This window comes from Actinospica durhamensis (assembly GCF_018139695.1).
Lineage (GTDB): Bacteria > Actinomycetota > Actinomycetes > Streptomycetales > Catenulisporaceae > Actinospica > Actinospica durhamensis.
Map to the genome: position 1 here is coordinate 1 of NZ_JAGSOG010000072.1, position 16131 is coordinate 16131.

At 68.6% G+C, this 16131-nt stretch carries 11 protein-coding genes and 1 pseudogene; 5 read left to right on the top strand and 7 right to left on the bottom strand.

Features of this window, described 5'->3' with window-relative positions; all coding sequences use genetic code 11:
• A pseudogene (locus KDL01_RS16200) lies at positions 1 to 339 on the top strand (hypothetical protein); the annotation flags it as partial.
• Positions 340 to 418: 79 nt separating this feature from the next.
• Here the strand turns inward: KDL01_RS16200 and KDL01_RS16205 are convergent.
• The 3 genes from KDL01_RS16205 to KDL01_RS16215 form a co-directional block, all read right to left on the bottom strand.
• The gene (locus KDL01_RS16205) at positions 419 to 793 is read right to left on the bottom strand and encodes a YybH family protein (RefSeq protein WP_212529334.1); all 375 of its coding nucleotides are present in this window, start codon (positions 791 to 793) and stop codon (positions 419 to 421) included.
• A gap of 17 nt (positions 794 to 810) precedes the next feature.
• On the bottom strand, positions 811 to 2067 hold the full coding sequence (locus tag KDL01_RS16210) for an IS256 family transposase (protein ID WP_212529335.1): 1257 nt from the start codon (positions 2065 to 2067) through the stop codon (positions 811 to 813).
• Between the two features lie 381 nt (positions 2068 to 2448).
• Complete coding sequence (locus tag KDL01_RS16215) at positions 2449 to 5238, bottom strand: ricin-type beta-trefoil lectin domain protein (RefSeq protein WP_212529336.1); 2790 nt, start codon at positions 5236 to 5238, stop codon at positions 2449 to 2451.
• A gap of 336 nt (positions 5239 to 5574) precedes the next feature.
• On the opposite strand from KDL01_RS16215, the gene KDL01_RS16220 reads away from it, so the two are divergent.
• The 4 genes from KDL01_RS16220 (at position 5575) to KDL01_RS16235 (ending at position 8630) form a co-directional block, all read left to right on the top strand.
• Complete coding sequence (locus KDL01_RS16220; protein ID WP_212529337.1) at positions 5575 to 6804, top strand: PP2C family protein-serine/threonine phosphatase; 1230 nt, start codon at positions 5575 to 5577, stop codon at positions 6802 to 6804.
• Positions 6805 to 7071: 267 nt separating this feature from the next.
• The gene (locus tag KDL01_RS16225) at positions 7072 to 7335 is read left to right on the top strand and encodes a hypothetical protein (RefSeq protein WP_212529338.1); all 264 of its coding nucleotides are present in this window, start codon (positions 7072 to 7074) and stop codon (positions 7333 to 7335) included.
• 200 nt (positions 7336 to 7535) lie between these two features.
• Positions 7536 to 8138, top strand: a complete 603-nt coding sequence (locus tag KDL01_RS16230) for a hypothetical protein (RefSeq protein ID WP_212529339.1) — start codon at positions 7536 to 7538, stop codon at positions 8136 to 8138.
• Between the two features lie 51 nt (positions 8139 to 8189).
• Positions 8190 to 8630, top strand: coding sequence for a hypothetical protein (locus KDL01_RS16235; RefSeq protein ID WP_212529340.1), 441 nt, complete (start codon positions 8190 to 8192; stop codon positions 8628 to 8630).
• 191 nt (positions 8631 to 8821) lie between these two features.
• Here KDL01_RS16235 and KDL01_RS16240 read toward each other — a convergent pair whose 3' ends face one another.
• The 4 genes from KDL01_RS16240 to KDL01_RS16270 all read right to left on the bottom strand — a co-directional run bounded on the left by KDL01_RS16240 (position 8822) and on the right by KDL01_RS16270 (position 16129).
• Entirely contained in the window at positions 8822 to 10189 is a 1368-nt protein-coding gene (locus KDL01_RS16240; RefSeq protein WP_212529341.1) for an ABC transporter permease, read from the bottom strand.
• The gene (locus KDL01_RS16245) at positions 10186 to 11208 is read right to left on the bottom strand and encodes an ABC transporter ATP-binding protein (RefSeq protein WP_212529342.1); all 1023 of its coding nucleotides are present in this window, start codon (positions 11206 to 11208) and stop codon (positions 10186 to 10188) included. Before KDL01_RS16245 ends, KDL01_RS16240 begins: the two co-directional genes overlap by 4 nt.
• Positions 11209 to 11408: 200 nt before the next feature.
• Positions 11409 to 14162, bottom strand: a complete 2754-nt coding sequence (locus tag KDL01_RS44575; protein ID WP_281415437.1) for a PKD domain-containing protein — start codon at positions 14160 to 14162, stop codon at positions 11409 to 11411.
• Between the two features lie 371 nt (positions 14163 to 14533).
• Positions 14534 to 16129: an FAD-dependent oxidoreductase gene (locus KDL01_RS16270; protein ID WP_212529343.1), complete on the bottom strand. Its 1596-nt coding sequence runs from the start codon at positions 16127 to 16129 to the stop codon at positions 14534 to 14536.
• Positions 16130 to 16131 lie beyond the last annotated feature (2 nt).

The window sequence follows — 16131 nt, forward strand, 5'->3', positions numbered from 1 at the left end:
CGCATCGCTGCTGACGGGGCCGGGACGGGCGTGCGCATCGCGGACCGCACGCGCATCTGTGACGGCGCGACCCTCGGCGACGGCTGTGTGCTCGAAGACGGCTCGCAGATCCTCGGGGCGATCAGCGCGCGGGCGGTGCGCCTGGCCGCGGGCGGCGACTACACCTGCCCGGATCCGGACCTGCGCGGCGCAGTGCTCAAGGGCCGCGGCACTGCACACGGCCTGACGCTCGCGGTCGGTGAGGTCGTCAATGGCAACGGCCCGTTCGAACGCAGCCCGGTCGAGCGCCAACGCGCGTACCACCCGCAGGCCCCACACGCCGCGGACATGGCTCTGTGATCCACGAGCCTCACCACCGTGAAGCAACGATCCGCGGAAGCAAGAAAGGTGCGCTGGTGCTCCATAAGTGCCCCGACTGTTACGCGCTGAGGTGCTCGTGAAGCATCCGCCAGGTGCCGTCGGCCTTGACGAGAACGTTGGTCCCTCGTCCGGCACCTGACCTCGGTTGTCCGTTGACGGTTCCGGTCCAGGCGAAGCGGTAGCGGCAGACCGCGTGATCGCGGTCGACGGCGATCCACTCCAGGTCCTCGATCCGGTAGACCTCGTCGTGGATGGTGGCGAAGGTCTCGGCGATGGCGGCCAGGACGGCGTCGCGGCCGCGGTGTGATCCGTCGGAGAGCCAGTAGACGGCGTCGGGGGCGATGAGCGGCGCGAGCTGGGTGATGTCGTGGCTGTTGGTGGTCTTCTCGTACGCCCGGACGAACGCCGTGGGCGCGTCGGTGAGCTCTGGCATGGTGGACCCTTCTCCTGTCAGGCGGCTCGTTGCGGTTCGCGCTCGACGAGCACGCCGCGCTCGAAGCGGGCTCCGGCGCGCACCAGGGCGACGAGCTGGGGCGCGTTCACCGCGCGCCAGCGCGCCTGGGCGGACTCGATGAGCTTGAAGGTCATGGCCAGTCCGGCGGCGCGGGATCCTGCGCCCCGGGTCACCTTGGTGCGCAGCCTGACGGTGGCGAACGTGGACTCGATGGGGTTCGTGGTGCGCAGGTGGATCCAGTGCTCCGCGGGGTAGTCATAGTACGCCAGCAGCACGTCCTCGTCGTCGGTGACTTTCTTGACGGCCTTGGGGAACTTCGCGCCGTACGCCTTGTCGAACGCGCGGATCGCGGCCTGGGCGTGGTCCTTGTCCTCGGCGCCCCAGATCTCCGCCAGGGCCTTCTTCGCCGCCGGCTGCGCGGACTTGGGGAGCGCGTCCAGTATGTTCGCTGTTTTATGTACCCAGCAGCGCTGCTCACGCGTGTCGGGGAACACCTCGCGCAGCCCGTTCCAGAACCCCAACGCCCCGTCGCCCACCGCCAGGACAGGGGCGCGCATCCCGCGCCGGGCGCAGTCGCGCAGGAGAGCGGCCCAGGATTCGCCGGATTCACGGTAGCCCTCGTCCATCGCGATCAGTTCCTTGGTACCGTCGGCGCGCACCCCGATCAGCACCAGCACGCAGGCTTTGCCCTCGCCCAGGCGTATGCGCAGGTGAACGCCGTCTGCCCAGACATACACGTAGTCGACCTCGGACAGGTCGCGCTCTAGAAACGCGGCGTGGTCCGCCTGCCACTGCACGGTCAGCCGGGTCACGCTGGCCGGGGAGAGGCCGGCGGCCGAGCCGAGGAACTGCTCGAGCGCCGGGACGAAGTCCCCGGTGGACAGGCCGTGCAGGTACAGCAGCGGCAGCACCTCCGCGATCCTCGGGGACTTGCGCGCCCACGGCGGCAAGATCGCCGAGGAGAACCGCTTGCGCTCCCCGGTGTCCGGGTCGGTCCGCTTGTCGTTCACCCGTGGGGCTTTGACCTCGATCGCGCCGGAACTGGTGGCCACCTGCCGCGGCCGGTGGTACCCGTTGCGCACCACCAGGCGCCGGCCGTCCTGGTCGCGCTGCTCTGTCAAGTCGGCCAGGTACGCGTCGACCTCGGCTTCCAGCGCAGCGGCCAGCATCCGGCGCGCTCCTTCCCGCACCACGTCATCGAGCAGCGAGACCCCGTCTCGCATCGAACCGTTCTCAGCCACTACCGTCAACACCAGGCGTACCTTCCCGACCGGCGCGCCAACGCCGGCCAGTCTCGAGACTCATCGATCCCTCGGGAAGGTACGCCTTCCGTCCAGACCGATCCACAAGTCTCGATCATTGCTCAGCTGACCGTTCACGGAATCAGTGGTGCTCTCCCCTTGCACACGCTGGTCCCCGGTTTCTCTCGCGACGGGCGGTCACTACGCCGGGGCTTTGCGGCAATAGGAACGCTACCCGCTCTGCTGACGACGCATCAGATGTATGCGGATTCGTGACAACGGTCGGCCGACGGCCGGACATGGACTTGGGTCGCATCGCGGCACCCAACCTGCCCCGGCCGCCGAGAAGCGGATCACGCCCTCGGCGACCGGGCCTTTCGTACGCGGGCCGGCTCAGACAGTGGGCAGCGTCCACTGCTGGTTGCTGCCGTCGTTGCAGTCCCAGATTTCCAGCTGCGTGCCCGCCGTGCTGCTGAATCCCGGGTCGTCCAAACACTTGCCGGACTGCGGGTTGATCAGTTCGCCGTCGGACTGCGGCTGCCAGGTCTGCGCGCCGGTGCCGTTGCAGGTGTAGAGCTCGGCGAGGGTGCCGTCGGCGGTGGCGCCTCCGGCCACGTCGAGGCACTTGCCGTTGTTCCGCAGGGTGTTGCCGCTCAGCTCCCATTGCTGTGCGGAACTGGCGTTGCAGCCCCAGATGTCGACCTTGTTGCCGTCGGCGGTGCTGTCGTTCGCGTCATCCAGGCACATGCCGTTGGTGGCGACGGTGACCGGGCCGACGACCGGAGGCATGGTCCAGGCCTGGTTGGCTCCGCCGTTGCAGTCCCAGATGTCCAGCTGCGTGCCGGGCGTACTGCTGAATCCGGGATCGTCAAGGCACTTGCCCGACTGCGGATTGACCAGCGTGCCGTTGACGACGTTCCACTGCTGGTTGGCGCCGCCGTTGCAGCTCCACAGGTCGACGAGCGTGCCGTCGGCCGTGGAGCTGTTGCCCACGACGTCAAGGCAGCTGCCGTTGTTCTGCAGCGTGCCGTTCGAGTACTGCCACACTTGGGCGGCAGTGCCGTTGCACGTGTAGATGTCGACCTTGTTGCCGTTGGCGGTGCCGTCGTTCGCGTCGTCCAGGCACATGCCGGACATGCCGGAGGAGATCGCGCCGGCCGCGTAGGTGCCGATGCCTCCGGTGCCGGGAGTGATGTCGAGGTTGTCGAACTGGTCGGTCTGGTATCCGACCACGCCGATGCCCGCCTGGCCGGAGGTGTAGGTGCTGTCGGTCACCGAGCCGACGGCTGTCCCGTCGATCGATGCACTGATTTTCGAGCCCTGCATCGTGAGCGCGAGCGTGTGCCAGGTGCCGGTGCCCAGTGCGTTCACGGTGCCGCTGGTCAGGGTGGTGATGGTGCCGCCGGTGTCGCTGCGGTCTATCGACCACGCCCCGGTGTTCGAGGCGCGCAGTAGATAAGCGGCCTGATCGGACTGCGGCCGGTCCTGCGTGTTGGCACGGCCGTAGATCTCCGCAGTACCCGCCTGTTCGAGATCGACGTCCGTGCTGACCGTGTAGTTCGACCAACTCGTATCACCCACGAGCGCGAAGGCGTCCGAGTCGTTCTGCCACTCGATCGGCTTGATCGGGGCCATCTGCTCCACGCACTGCCCGGAACGGCCGTTCGCGCACGGCTCGACCTGATAAGCGCCCTGCATCGTCTCGAGGTACTTGGGCTCACTGCCGGTGGCGTCCGCCTCGTAGCCGTCCGCGTACGGAAGCGGGAGGGCGGCCGAGGCCGGACTGGCCGCGGCGCCCTTGCCCTGACCCGTGGCCGTCGTCACCGTGTAGATGTACCCGGGCTGAGCAGTGAACGAGTAGGAGCCGTTCGACGGGGTGATGTCCTGGCTGTGCACGAAGTCAGTGGCCGAACTCGGCGAGTCAACGTCGGTCGACCACACGTGCACCGTGCCGGTGGAAAGCCCCCCGGAGACGTTCAGGGTGACGTTCTGGGCCGCGGTGGCGGTGGTGGTCTCGATGATCGTGGAGTAGTCGCTGTTGTTCGTCGACTTGAGGGAGACGTAGGTGCCGTTCTGCTCGCTGCCGCCGAGGTAGCCCGAGCCGGAGTTCAGGAACTGCCAGCCGGGCTGGGTGAACTGGGTGACCTGAGCCGTCGCCCACGTGGACTCGCCGACGCTGTAGTTCCCGGACCACGGCTGGCTCGCGGTCATCATCCCGTCGGTCGGGTACGGCAGGTTCGGGGTGATCGCGGCGATCAGCGGCCAGTTGATGTACGCCGTCATCTCCGCATCCGTGTACCCGCGCGTGATCGAGCGGATCAGCGCCGGCGCACCCGAGTTCATATCCTGCGACCCGTTCTCACTCGCCCACAACGGCTTCCCGGTGCCCTCGGCGGTGGCGTTGCCCGGGCAGGTGTCCGCGTTGCCGCCGTCCCCGCCCTGACACGGGTAGTGCGTGCCGATGATCTGCACGGCGCTCGCGAAGGCGGAGTTGTCCGCGATGTCGGCGGCCACCGACCAGTCGGAATCCGCGCCGACGATCTCGGTCGAGCCGTACCCGGCGTTGTTCAGGGCGGTGCGCAGCTGCTCATACCAGGAGATGTCGTAGCCGCGCTCGTTCCAGCCGCCGAGGTAGTCGATGCTCAGCCCGTCGGCCTTGGCGCACCCGAGCCAGGAGATCAGATAATCGATCATATCGGTGGACCAGAAGTTCCCACCGCCGATCCACCCCGGCGCGGCCCAGGCCAGGCCGTAGAGCTTGATGTCGGGGTTTCGCGCCTTGGCCTGCTCCATCAGCCAGAACTCGTACCCGGTGTTGCACTGGACGTTGCCCGCCGTGTGCTCGATCGAGGGTTCGGCACCGTCGGTCGAGTTCGCGTCCCCGCCGATCTCCACCTTCAGGATCTGCAGGTTCGCGCCGTAATCCGGCTTGAACAGGTAATCCAGGATCTGCGACTGCTGCGCGGCGGGATAGTCGATCAGCAGGCGCGAGTTGCCCCCGCCCCCGCTGATCGCGCCGATCCCGTCGAAGGTGCGCCCGGCACTGGAACCGTTGACGGCGATGGTGGTCGCGGCGGCGGCCTGCGCCGTCGCACCGCCGAACACGTAAAGCATCGAGCAGAGGAGCGCGAGGATGGCGATAGCAGACTGTTGCCACAGCCTTCGCCGGTGAACTGAAGCCATGATTGCTTCCTTCACGTTTCGAGCTGCTCAGCCCAGCGCTCGACAGGGTGCGCCGAGGCACCGGGCGTGGGTAGTCCGTGGGTCGGATAATGTCCGGAACTGTGGAGTATTGAGACATGCTGTGACATCGTTGTCAATTGCCCCGGCCCAACAATCACCGCAGAGCCCTGGTTTCGGAACCAGGAGGCCGAGGCCCACAGGGCGCGAGCGGCACCAGGGCGCCGACGCCGTCGTCCTGTGAACAGGGCCGCGCGTCCTGTGAACAGGCAAGCCGGCCGCCTTGCTCGTAGCGTGGAGTCGAAAGCAGACGCGACGACGGGATCAGGCGTACGGGCGATGACTGAACTGGACTACGCGGCGCTGTTCGCCGCCACACCAAGCCCCTACCTGGTGCTCAACCCTGCCTTCGTCATCGTGGAGGTCAACAGCGCATACCCGGATGCCACCCGCCGTGAGCGCGACGAGCTGATCGGCCGGCGCGTCTTCGACGCAGTCCCGGACAACCCCGCCGAGCCGGATGACGAGGCGGTACGCAACCTGAACGCCTCACTGCAGCGGGTCCTGGCGAGTCGGAGCCCGGAGGCGATGGCGGTGCAGCGGTACCACGTCCCGATCCCCGACCGGCCCGGCTCGTTCGAGGAGCGCTGGTGGTCACCGATCAACACCCCGATCCTCGCGGCCGACGGCACGGTCGCGTGGATCATCCACCGGGTGGAGGACGTCACGGCCTACGTCAAGCACCGTCCCGACCGCAGGAGACGAAACCTGGTCGAACGCGAGGCGCTCGAGGCCGAGCTCTACGCGCGGGCACGTCAGCTCGAACAGCTCAACGAGGAGTTGCGCGAGGCCCACGCACGCGAGCGGCAGGTCGCGGTGACCTCGCAGGCGGCGATGCTGCAGGCGCCGGACCTGGCCCACCACGACGACGTCGCCGTGCGCTACCTGCAGGCGACCGGATCGCTCAACGTGTGCGGCGACTGGTACGACGTGGTGGATCTGCCCGATGGCCGGTTCGCCGCCGCAGTCGGCGACGTCGTCGGGCACGGCCTGGAAGCCGCGTCCGTGATGGGTATGCTCCGCAGCGCGCTGAGCGCCGCGATCCGCACTCTCGAGCGCCCGGCCCAGGCCCTGGAGGTACTCGGCCTCTACGCCCGCTCGGTCGAGGAGGCGCTGAACACCACCGTCGTCAACACCATGATCGACCCGCGGAGCCAGCTGATCATCTACAGCAGCGCCGGCCATCCGCCGCCGATCTTGCTACACCCCGACGGCAGCTGCGACCTGCTCGACATGGCCACCGACCCGCCGCTCGGCGCCCGTCCCGATCACGTGCCCCGCCCCCAGGCGGGCCCGCACTACACCCCGGGCGACACCCTCGTGCTCTACACCGACGGCCTGATCGAGCGGCGCGGCGAGGACATCGACGAGGGCCTGGCCCGCCTGACCGGTGCACTCGGACGCTACACCGCTCATGATCCCCAGGACCTGGCCGACGCCCTGCTCGGCGATCTGGGCGTCGACGGCGGCAGCCGCGACGACATCGCCCTGATCGTGATTCGGCTTTAAGCCGGGCTGCGCGCGCCCCCCGACGGAACGGGAAGCAGCCTGGCCCGGCTCGATGCGCGCGCAGAGCACCTCGGCGGCGGCGTTCGACCCGCCACATGCGTACCACTCGGGGCATAATGGACGTAGAGGCTGGCCCGGCGGCGCACGCGAGGGCAGTGAGTCAGGCCCGCCGACAGGCTCGCCGCGCCCGGGCACGTTCTGGGCCTAGCTGCCGTGCGACCCCCGACGGGCCCACAGCCGAACCCATCGCGGTGCAGGAGGCGAATCATGCGCCACTCCCACTCCCCGAACCACACTTTCCGCGACGTACCCCGCGAGGTCAGCGCCGTCTTCCCGGTCTTCCTGAGAGGAGGCCCGGAACTGGTTGGCGATGCGAACGCGCGACTCGTAGATGAAGGCGAGGCCGCAGCCGTGATCGAGCGCGAAGCTGCAGGCGGCACTCTCGTTCGGTTCCACCTCACCGGCGATTACGTACTGATCGACGGCCAAGAGCGGCGCGTCTACGACTTCGACAGCTCACGCTCGGGCTGACCGCGGCTCGCTTTCTCGTGGTCTCTCGCGGAAGCGGGAGTGACATAAGCGCGCGGCCGCCGTCCACCAGGGACCGGTCCCTGCTTTTCCGTGTTTCCATGCTTCTCAGGCTACTTAGCCTGATTGGGAAGATTTGTCGAGTCTTCGCCGGCGCGACGGATGCCGGCGAGGGACGGAAGGGGAGGGCCATGATGCAGAGGATGACGAACTGGCCGCAGGCCGCGCTCGCCGCCGCGGTGCTCGCCACGGCGTGTGCGTGCGGGAGCGCGGGCCAGAGCGGCGGCAAGGCGCCGACGGGGCCGGCGGCCACGGACGTTTCGAGCAAGAGCCACACGCCCGCTTTCATCTCCGTCTCCACCGGCTGCGTGCTGTCGGCGAAGACGGTGGCGCACCTGAGCGGGCGGGACGTCTCGCAGGCGCAGTCGATCCAGATGAACCTGACAGCCTCGGCGAACGAGGCGCGCGGCTGCATGTACACGGGCACCGCGCAGGGCACGACCGTGCTCGTCGCCATCGGCCTCGAGCCGACGCGGGCAGGGGCCACCGCGGTGCAGTACCTCGCCGAGAACAAGCTGGCCCAGGACAAAGACATGCTTCTGACGCAGCGTGATGTGCCGGGCCTGGGCAGTGCCGCGCAGGTCGGCTCGACCACGCTGGAGGGAGAGACCATCGACGTCGTCTCGCTCGTCCAGATCCAGGCGAGCACCGTGGCCGACATCTCGGTGACGGTCAGCGGGTCCTCGGTGTCCGAGGACGCCTCGATCGCGCTGGCCCGCGCGGTGCTGGCGGCCGTCTACCACTGACGAGATGATCGATGCGCAGGGGGTGGCGGCCGGGCAGGCTAGTCTGCTCGGGTGAGTCTCCTTGATGATGTAGCCGAGCGCGACGGCTGGCGATGCTGGGTGTGCGACGAACCGGTCGACCCCGACATGTCGGTGAACGACCCGCGAGGGCCCAGTGTCGACAGCCGGACCGCCGACCGGAAAGCCAAGGTCACTGAGCGGCTCGCGCACCGCGGGTGCAACAGCCGCAAAGGCGCGGTCAAGGTCGTCGTCGCCTGGCCGGACCGCCTGTACGTGGGCGAACCCGCGCCGCTGATCACCGTCGCCGACAGGCTCGAGCGCAAGGGCGGCCGCGAGATCGTGGGCCGCTGTCCGACCAGGCAGGACGCCCAGGAAGCGGCGGACTGGCTGACGGACCGGTTCTCCCGACTGGTACCCGGACTGCCGGTGACCGCCGGCATCGAGGCGGGCGGCGGCCAGTTCCTCCTCATCCTGGCCACCGGCCGCCGCTGACGGAACTTCCGATCGCGGCCCGGTTCCGGAGCAACGCTTGCCCGCGCTGTCGCGTTCGCGGTGTGCGGCCTCAGACGATGCATGACATCTGCGAACAGGCCTCAGCGGCTTGGGTCTGGCCGCCAGGACTGGACGCGTCCTGGCGGGCCCTGCTTCGGATCTGCGGGTTCTCAGTACCTGCGGGTTGCCGGTCAGCGGCCGCTGAGGAGGTCGACGTTGCCGTCGAACTGCCACAGTGGGTTCGGGGTGACGGTTCCGGACCTGTCGATCAGGAAGTAGCCGTTGACCTCCACCGGTCCGTCGCCGTCGGCGATGTACCGGCCGTTCGGGGTGACGTCGAGCTGGTAGATGGCCTGGGCGGTGACGTTGTCGCCGGGGACCGCCCAGAAGACGGTGCAGCGCCAGTCGTTGCCGGGGCCCGACTGTGGGCCGAGGCCTTCGCTCTTGATGCACTGTGCGGTGGTTTTCAGTTGCGCCACGTTGACCGCCGGGTGGTTCATCTGCGCCTGCTGGTACTGGTAGATCTGGGAGAACGCCGTGGCCAACGACTGCTGGAGCTCGTTCTGGTCGATGCCGGAGCCGGTCGATCCGGTGGCCGTCGCGGCGACGAGCCAGGTGGTCGCGGCCAGCAGGCCGGCCAGCGGGAGCACGCCCGAGGCCAGGACTCTGCGACCTGCGCCGTCGCTGTTGACGTTGGTGAAGTCGCGGCGCAGGAACAGTCGGCGGGCCAGCGCCGTCGCGGCCAACGCCCAGGCCAGGCTGACCCCGACGCCGATCAGCAGCGGTTCGACCTGTTCGGGATCGGTGAACAGGCCGTTCCAGGAGATGAAGGCGTAGCCGGGCAGCGCCAGGCGCAGGGCGACCGGCAGCGGCAGCATCTGCATCAGCTGCATCCCGAGGGCGGCGAGCACGGGCAGCAACAGCCCCATCGGGGACCGGCCCAGGATGACCGACCCGAGTAGCCCGATCGCCGCCAGGGCGAGGGTCGGCGCCACCACACAGAGCCAGGCCAGCAGGACCCTGCCGCCGGCATCTCCCCCGGTCATCAGATGGCCGTCCAGGCCGATCAGCGGCTGGTTCCCTTCCGCGGCCAGCCCGCCGAGCACGCCGGAGACGGCCAGGCCGGCCACACCCAGCAGGATCACCATGAGGCTGGCCAGCGCTTTGGCCGTGAAGATCCGCTGGTGCGAGCGGACCGCGACGAGCAGGTGGCGCCAGGTCCCGAGCCGGTCCTCGGCGGCGAACACGTCGCCCGCGACCACGGACGTGAGCAGCGGCAGCACCCAGGTGCCGGCGAAGCCGAGCACCACGAGCGGGCCGGCCCACCCGGTGGCGCGCATCTGCCGGCCGAAGAGGGTGTCGGACGGCAGGGTGCCCTGCTGGTCGACCGCGTAGACGACCAGGCCGGGACCGATCCAGCTGAGCAGGATCAACAGGCGCACCCGCCACGAGGAGAACTGCTTGATCAGTTCGAAGCGCAGGATGCGGGCCAGCGGGGCCGGGAACGCGGCGGCCGTTGCGGACCGGGCGACGGGGGCTTCGGCGACGGTCGCGGTCATCGGACGGTCTCCTCCTCGGTGTTCGCGGTGTTCGCGGCGATCGCTGTGTCCTCGGCATCCTCGGCATCCGCGGAGTCGGCCGAGTTCTCGGTGTCGGTGAGGGCGAGGAACGCGGCTTCCAGCGGCGAGACGACGGGCACCAGTTCGCGCACCGCGATGTCCGCGCGCACGACGCGTGCCACCAGGGTGTCCAGAGCCGCCACCCGTGCGCGGACGACGACGATGTCGCCGTCCGGGCTCACCGGGGCCTCGGGACCGTCGACGACAACGACGCCGGGGGTCTCGGCCGCGACGGCGCGAGCGGCGATCGGATCCGAGGTGCGCAGCCGGTAGTCGAGTTCTCGGTCGTCGCTGGAGAGCTTGCTCAGCGGCCCGGAGAACATCACCCGCCCTGAGGCCAGGATGGTGATCTCGGAGCACAGCGACTCCAGGTCGTCCATCCGGTGGCTGGAGAGCACGACGGTGACGCCGTCGGCCGCGAGACGGCGCAGAACTCCGTACACCAGCTTCTTGCCGGCCGGATCCAGCCCGTTGGACGGCTCGTCGAGCACGAGGAGCCGTGGCCTGGTCAGCAACGCCGCCGCCAGCCCGAGCCGCTGCCGCATGCCCAGGGAGAAGCCGCGGACCTTGTCGTCGGCGACGTGGCCGAGTCCGACCTGCTCCAGGGCCTCGTCGGCGGTCGCGGTGTGGCCGTCGCCGGGGCGCAGTTCGAGCAGTGCCGTGAGGTTCTGCTTCGCGGTGAGGGTGGGGTAGAGGCCGGGCCCGTCGACGAACCCGGAGACGCCGTCGGGCGCGGCGAGCGCGCGTCCCACCGGGGTGCCGAGGATCTCGAGGCTGCCTTTGTCCGCGACGGCCAAGCCCAGGAGCAGGCCGAGAAGCGTGGTCTTGCCGGCGCCGTTCGGCCCGACCAATCCGTGAATCTGGCCCCGGGACATGCTCACGTCGACGTGGTCGAGCGCGACGATGTCGTCGAAGACCTTGGTGATGCCGCGGCCTCTGACCGCGACGGCGGTTTCCATCCTTCTCTCCTCCATCTGGCTGCGAGGCCCGCGCCCTCTCCCCCGCGGGACGTGCGAGGACCCGGGGGCGGGAAGGGTGCAGGACCTCGTGGGTCTGCGGTTTGCGCCGGGACGGGCCGGCGTCCCGCGCGCAGCGTTGCGCGGACGCCGACCCGGCCCGGGACCATCGATCAGGCCACTGATGTCACATGGTCAGCTCGTCAGCCGACGTCGACCGCCGTGTCGTCGAGGACGAATGAGGTCTGGTACTCGTAGTCCTCGGCGCCGGTGAACTTGAGGGTGACGGTCTGTCCGGCGTACGCGGAAAGGTCGTAGCTGTGCTGCGCGTAGCCGGTGTTGTGGTTGAGGTTGGAGTAGGTGGCCAAGGTCGCGAGCACGGTGCCGGAGCTGTTGAGCACCTGGACCTTCATCGTGTCGTAGGCCTTGGTGGTGGAGGTTTCAGCCGTGTCGATATGGAGCCAGAAGCTGAAGGCGTAGGTGGAGCACCCGGTCGGCAGCGTCACCGTCTGGGCCAGCGTGTCGGTAGTGGTCTTGCCCCAGCCGTCCAGCCAGGCGGCCCAGGAGCCGGTGTGCGGCGGCTCGGAAGAGCTGTCGCTGATCACGCTGAGTGGGGTGTGGGTCGAGGTCACCGTCCACGGCGCCGGGTTGGAGCTGCCGTTCTCGAAGCCCGGGTTGCCGAGCAACTGCGCAGCGGGGCAGCCGCCGGCGCCCGTCGGGGTGGCGCTCGCCTCGTTGCTCTGCTGACTCGTGCCGACCGGGTTCGTGGCGGCGACCTCGTAGTAGTAGGTCTGACCAGGGGTCAGACCGGTGTCCGTGCACGAGTTCACCACGCCGAGGTTCGCGCAACCGCCGGAGGTCACGGGCGACTCGGTTCCGCTCGAGGTGCTGCGGTAGACCTTGTATCCGTTGATGGCCTCACCGCCGTTGCTCGAGGGCGTCTGCCAGTTCAGCGTGGCCGAACTGCTGCCCGCCGTGGCGGTCAGGCTCGTCGGCGGTCCGGGCGCGGTGGCCGCGACCGGGTCGGCGGTGACCGTCACGGTCGAGGTGGCGGACAGCGTTGGTGACGAGCTGTCGGTCACGGTGAGCGTCGCGGTATAGGTCCCGACGGTGGAGTAGGTGTGGGTGGGGTTCTGCGTCGTGCTCGTGGTGCCGTCGCCGAAGGCCCAGCTGTACGAGTACGCCGGTTTGCCTCCGGTGGCCGTTCCGGTGAAGTTCACGGCCAACGGGATCTGACCGGATGTCGGTGACGCCGCGGCCGAGGCCGCGAGCGGGTTGCCCACGGCGCTGACGTTCGTGGTGACCGTCGAGGTGGCCGTTTTGGCCGGAGACGAACTGTCGGTCACGGTGAGCGTCGCGGTATAGGTCCCCGCGGAGGCGTAGGTGTGGCTCGGGTTCTGCGTCGTGCTCGTGGTGCCGTCGCCGAAGGCCCAGCTGTAGGTGTACGGCGCCGTGCCGCCGGTGGCCGAGCCCGTGAAGCTCACCGACAAGGGCGCGTTGCCGGTGGCCGGGGTTCCGGTGGCGATGGCCGAGAGCGGTGTCGCGCCCTGGACCCAGAAGTCCTCCAACGGGTCGCCGAGGGCGGCCTGGTCGTTGGTGGTCATCGGGAAGGTGTTGAGCCCGAGGTTGTCGTTCGGGTCGATGATGCCCGACTTCACGTTCTCCATCGTGCGTTCCATCGCGGCGATCACGTTGCTGGTGGTGTACGCCACGTGGCTCAGGTAGTGCTGCTTGACGTACTGCGACGGACCGATGACGACCAGCGGCACGCGGTAGGTGTTGGACACGTGGTCCGGGCCGTTGTTGCCGTTCTGCGTGTCGTCCTCGGTGACGATGATGAGCGTGTTGTTCTTGTACGTCGCGTTGTTCTCGATCGCGTTGACGACGTTGTTCGTCGCCGTGTCGTTGCCCGGGATGTCCTGGTAGGTCCCGGGGTGGTCGTTGAAGAGCTCGACGTAGCTGTAGGCCGGCAGGCCGTCGGTGTTGACGAAGTTGATGTAGTCGTTGGCGATGGTGCTGTCGGGCAGGCTCTGGTTCGAGCACGTGTACTCGTTGTAGTGCAGTTCTTCGGGGATGGTCGTTCCCGGGCGGTCGGGCGGGAGCACCTCCACCTTGCCGTCCGCCGGGTTCTTCCAGTAGCCGCTGCCGCTGCTGAGCATCCAGTAGAAGTCGCCGTTCATGATGAACGTGTACGGGCTGCTGCCGCTGCTCGTGCCGGTCGGGGGCGTACACGCGCTGGCGCCCTCGTCGGTCGGGCCGTTGTCGCCGGACAGGAAGCGGTCGAACTGCGTCCCGGTCGCGGACGGGTACGACTGCTGCTGGTTGCTGGACGAGGACTGGCCGGACATCAGGAACCAGTGGTTGGGGCCGGACGGCGGCTGCGTCCCGGTGCTGTAGGAGTCGGACAGCGCGTACTGCTTGGCCAGCGCGTGCAGGTCCGGGACGGAGCTGATGTTGTTGGTGGACTCCACCTCGCCGTTGCAGCCGGCGGCGACCGTGGTGGCGCAGTCGCCGAGGTAGTCGTCGAAGGTGTGGTTCTCGCGGTAGATGATCACGAAGTGCTGGAACGGCGGGAAGTACGGCGAGAGCGGGTTGACCGCGGCGGCGGGCTTGCCGACCACGGTCTGCTTGCCGTCGATCTCCTCGGTGACGTTCTTGTCGGTGATCTTGAAGTTCTTCGGTTGCGGAAACTTCGAGAACTCCACGCCCGGCGCGGCGAAGACCGCGCCCGAGCAGTCGAAGTCGTCCGGCCGGTAGGTCTGCGGACGGTGTCCGACCGGCAGGTTCTTGGCGTTGGCGAGATCGGTGCTGGGGTTCCAGCCGATCAGGGTGCAGGAGCCGACGCCCGACTTCGGGCGTGCACCGGCTCCGTCCGCCCAGCTCATCGAGCTGATTCCGGTGATCGTGATACCGGCCAGCACGGTGATGCCGAGCGTTCTCCTTCTCCAGTTTTTCATCGAGCCTCCGCACGGTGGGTCTCATGCGAGGTCCAGGTGACCATCGTCGCCCGTAGGATCCCGCAAAACGACCGCCTTGCAAGAATCTGCCACGATGAATTCTTTATTAATCTGTGCCTGCGTAGAGCCCGGCAATAGTCACTATGGAGGTGGGTGATTGTCACCAGTACTCTGAAATCGCAGATGACCAGTTCAGAACCGGTTAAGATCTCTATCATACAGGGCTTCGCGTGCTATAGTCTCGCGCTTCGGCCCTATAATTCCGCGGATCAAAGACGTGACCTGATGGACTCGATCACGCCAAGCGAGTCAATATACTGTGATTTTCGGAGAAGAAGGCCCTCGGCATCACGCGCGAGAGGGGCACCTTTTCACTGGCCGAGGGCGTGATGGACCGAGCTGACGGCGCTCGCGCCTTCGCCCACCGCAGCCGCCACGCGCTTCATCGACCCGGAGCGCACGTCGCCCGCGGCGAACACCCGTGGCTCGCTCGTCTCGAAGGGCAGCGGGCTCCGGCCGAGACCAGCCCAGGTGCCGGTGAGCTCGGAGTCGAGCAACCGGGCGTCGGTGCGCAGGAAGCCCTTCTCATCGACCGCCAGTCCTTCGAGCCACTCGGTGGCGGGGGCGGCGCCGATGAAGCAGAAAAGGCCCATGCACGCCACGGACTCGGGAGCGCCCGTGCCCGCGTCGAGCGAGATCCCCTCGAGATGGTCCGTGCCGTGCAGCGCCGAGATCTGGGTGCCGGTCCGCACGGTGATCCCGGAATGAGCCAGGACCCGGTCGGCCAGATACGCCGACATGTCGGCCCGCAGGTCCTCGCCGCGCACCACGAGTGACACCGCGCTACCGCTTTCGGCAAGGTACAAGGCGGCCTGACCTGCGGAGTTCGCCCCGCCCACGACGGCGACGGGGCTCTGCGCGCACGCGCGCACCTCGATCTGGGTGGCCGCGTAGTAGATTCCCGCGCCCTCGAAGTCGGCCCAGCGCTCGAGCGGCAGGGAGCGGTACTGGGCGCCGGTGGCGATCACGACGGCCCGAGACGTCAGTTCGGTGCCGTCGAACAAGACCAAGCCGATCACGTCGCCGCGCGGCTCCAGTTTCGCGACCGGACAGGGGGAGGCTATCCGGGCGCCGAATTTCTCCGCTTGCACGGCTGCCCGCGCCGTCAGTTCGCCACCGCTGATGCCCGAGGTGAAACCGAGGTAGTTCTCGATCCGGGAGCTGGCGGCAGCCTGGCCTCCGGCGGCCGAGGCCTCGAGAACCAGAGTGTCGAGCCCCTCCGACGCGCCGTAGACCGCGGCCGCCAGTCCCGCGGGCCCGGCGCCGATGACGACGAGGTCGACCGTGTGCTGGTCGGACGGCGGCCGGTAAGACAGGCCGAGGTGCTCGGCGAGCAGTCCCGCCGTGGCGTTGAGCAGCACGCGGCTACCCGTGATGGCGATCGGCAGAGCGGCCGGCTCCGCGCCGACCGCGCGCAGCATCGCGGCACCTGCCGGGCTGTCGGCGTCGGTCCAGGTGTGCGGCAGCTGCTGCCGGGCGACATACGTGCGCAGTGCCAACGCGTCGGCCGACCGCGCGCCCCCGACCAGCTCCAGGCTCCGCGCTCCGTCGCCCGATTGCATGTATCGGCGCCGCGCGATCAGAGTCCGGAGCAACAGGTCGGAGATCTCGGGCTCTTGCTGCATCACCGTGCGCAGGGGGGCGGGGCCGAGCCTGCGTACCACCGCGCCCGCGCCGCCGCGCGCGCCGACGGCGGCGTTCTGGCCGGTCAACAAGCTCAACTCGCCGGTGAACTCGCGCGCTCCGAACGAGGCGATCACGACGCACTCGTCGTCGCCGGGCATCGGCGGCCTGCAGATGAGGACCTCGCCCTGCTCGACCAGGATCATGTCGATGGCCTGGTCCCCCGGCTGGTAAAGCCAGGTGCCCTCCGGCACCGATTCGGGCGCGTCGGCGTACTCCAGCAACC

What these genes read in the sequence shown, in the direction of transcription:
- KDL01_RS16230 (WP_212529339.1), top strand. Translation starts at nt 7,536, where the DNA reads ATGACGAACTGGCCGCAGGCCGCGCTCGCCGCCGCGGTGCTCGCCACG.
- KDL01_RS16220 (WP_212529337.1), top strand. Translation starts at nt 5,575, where the DNA reads ATGACTGAACTGGACTACGCGGCGCTGTTCGCCGCCACACCAAGCCCC.
- KDL01_RS16240 (WP_212529341.1), bottom strand. Translation starts at nt 10,189, where the DNA reads ATGACCGCGACCGTCGCCGAAGCCCCCGTCGCCCGGTCCGCAACGGCC.
- KDL01_RS16215 (WP_212529336.1), bottom strand. Translation starts at nt 5,238, where the DNA reads ATGGCTTCAGTTCACCGGCGAAGGCTGTGGCAACAGTCTGCTATCGCC.
- KDL01_RS16245 (WP_212529342.1), bottom strand. Translation starts at nt 11,208, where the DNA reads ATGGAAACCGCCGTCGCGGTCAGAGGCCGCGGCATCACCAAGGTCTTC.
- KDL01_RS44575 (WP_281415437.1), bottom strand. Translation starts at nt 14,162, where the DNA reads ATGAAAAACTGGAGAAGGAGAACGCTCGGCATCACCGTGCTGGCCGGT.
- KDL01_RS16225 (WP_212529338.1), top strand. Translation starts at nt 7,072, where the DNA reads ATGCGCCACTCCCACTCCCCGAACCACACTTTCCGCGACGTACCCCGC.
- KDL01_RS16205 (WP_212529334.1), bottom strand. Translation starts at nt 793, where the DNA reads ATGCCAGAGCTCACCGACGCGCCCACGGCGTTCGTCCGGGCGTACGAG.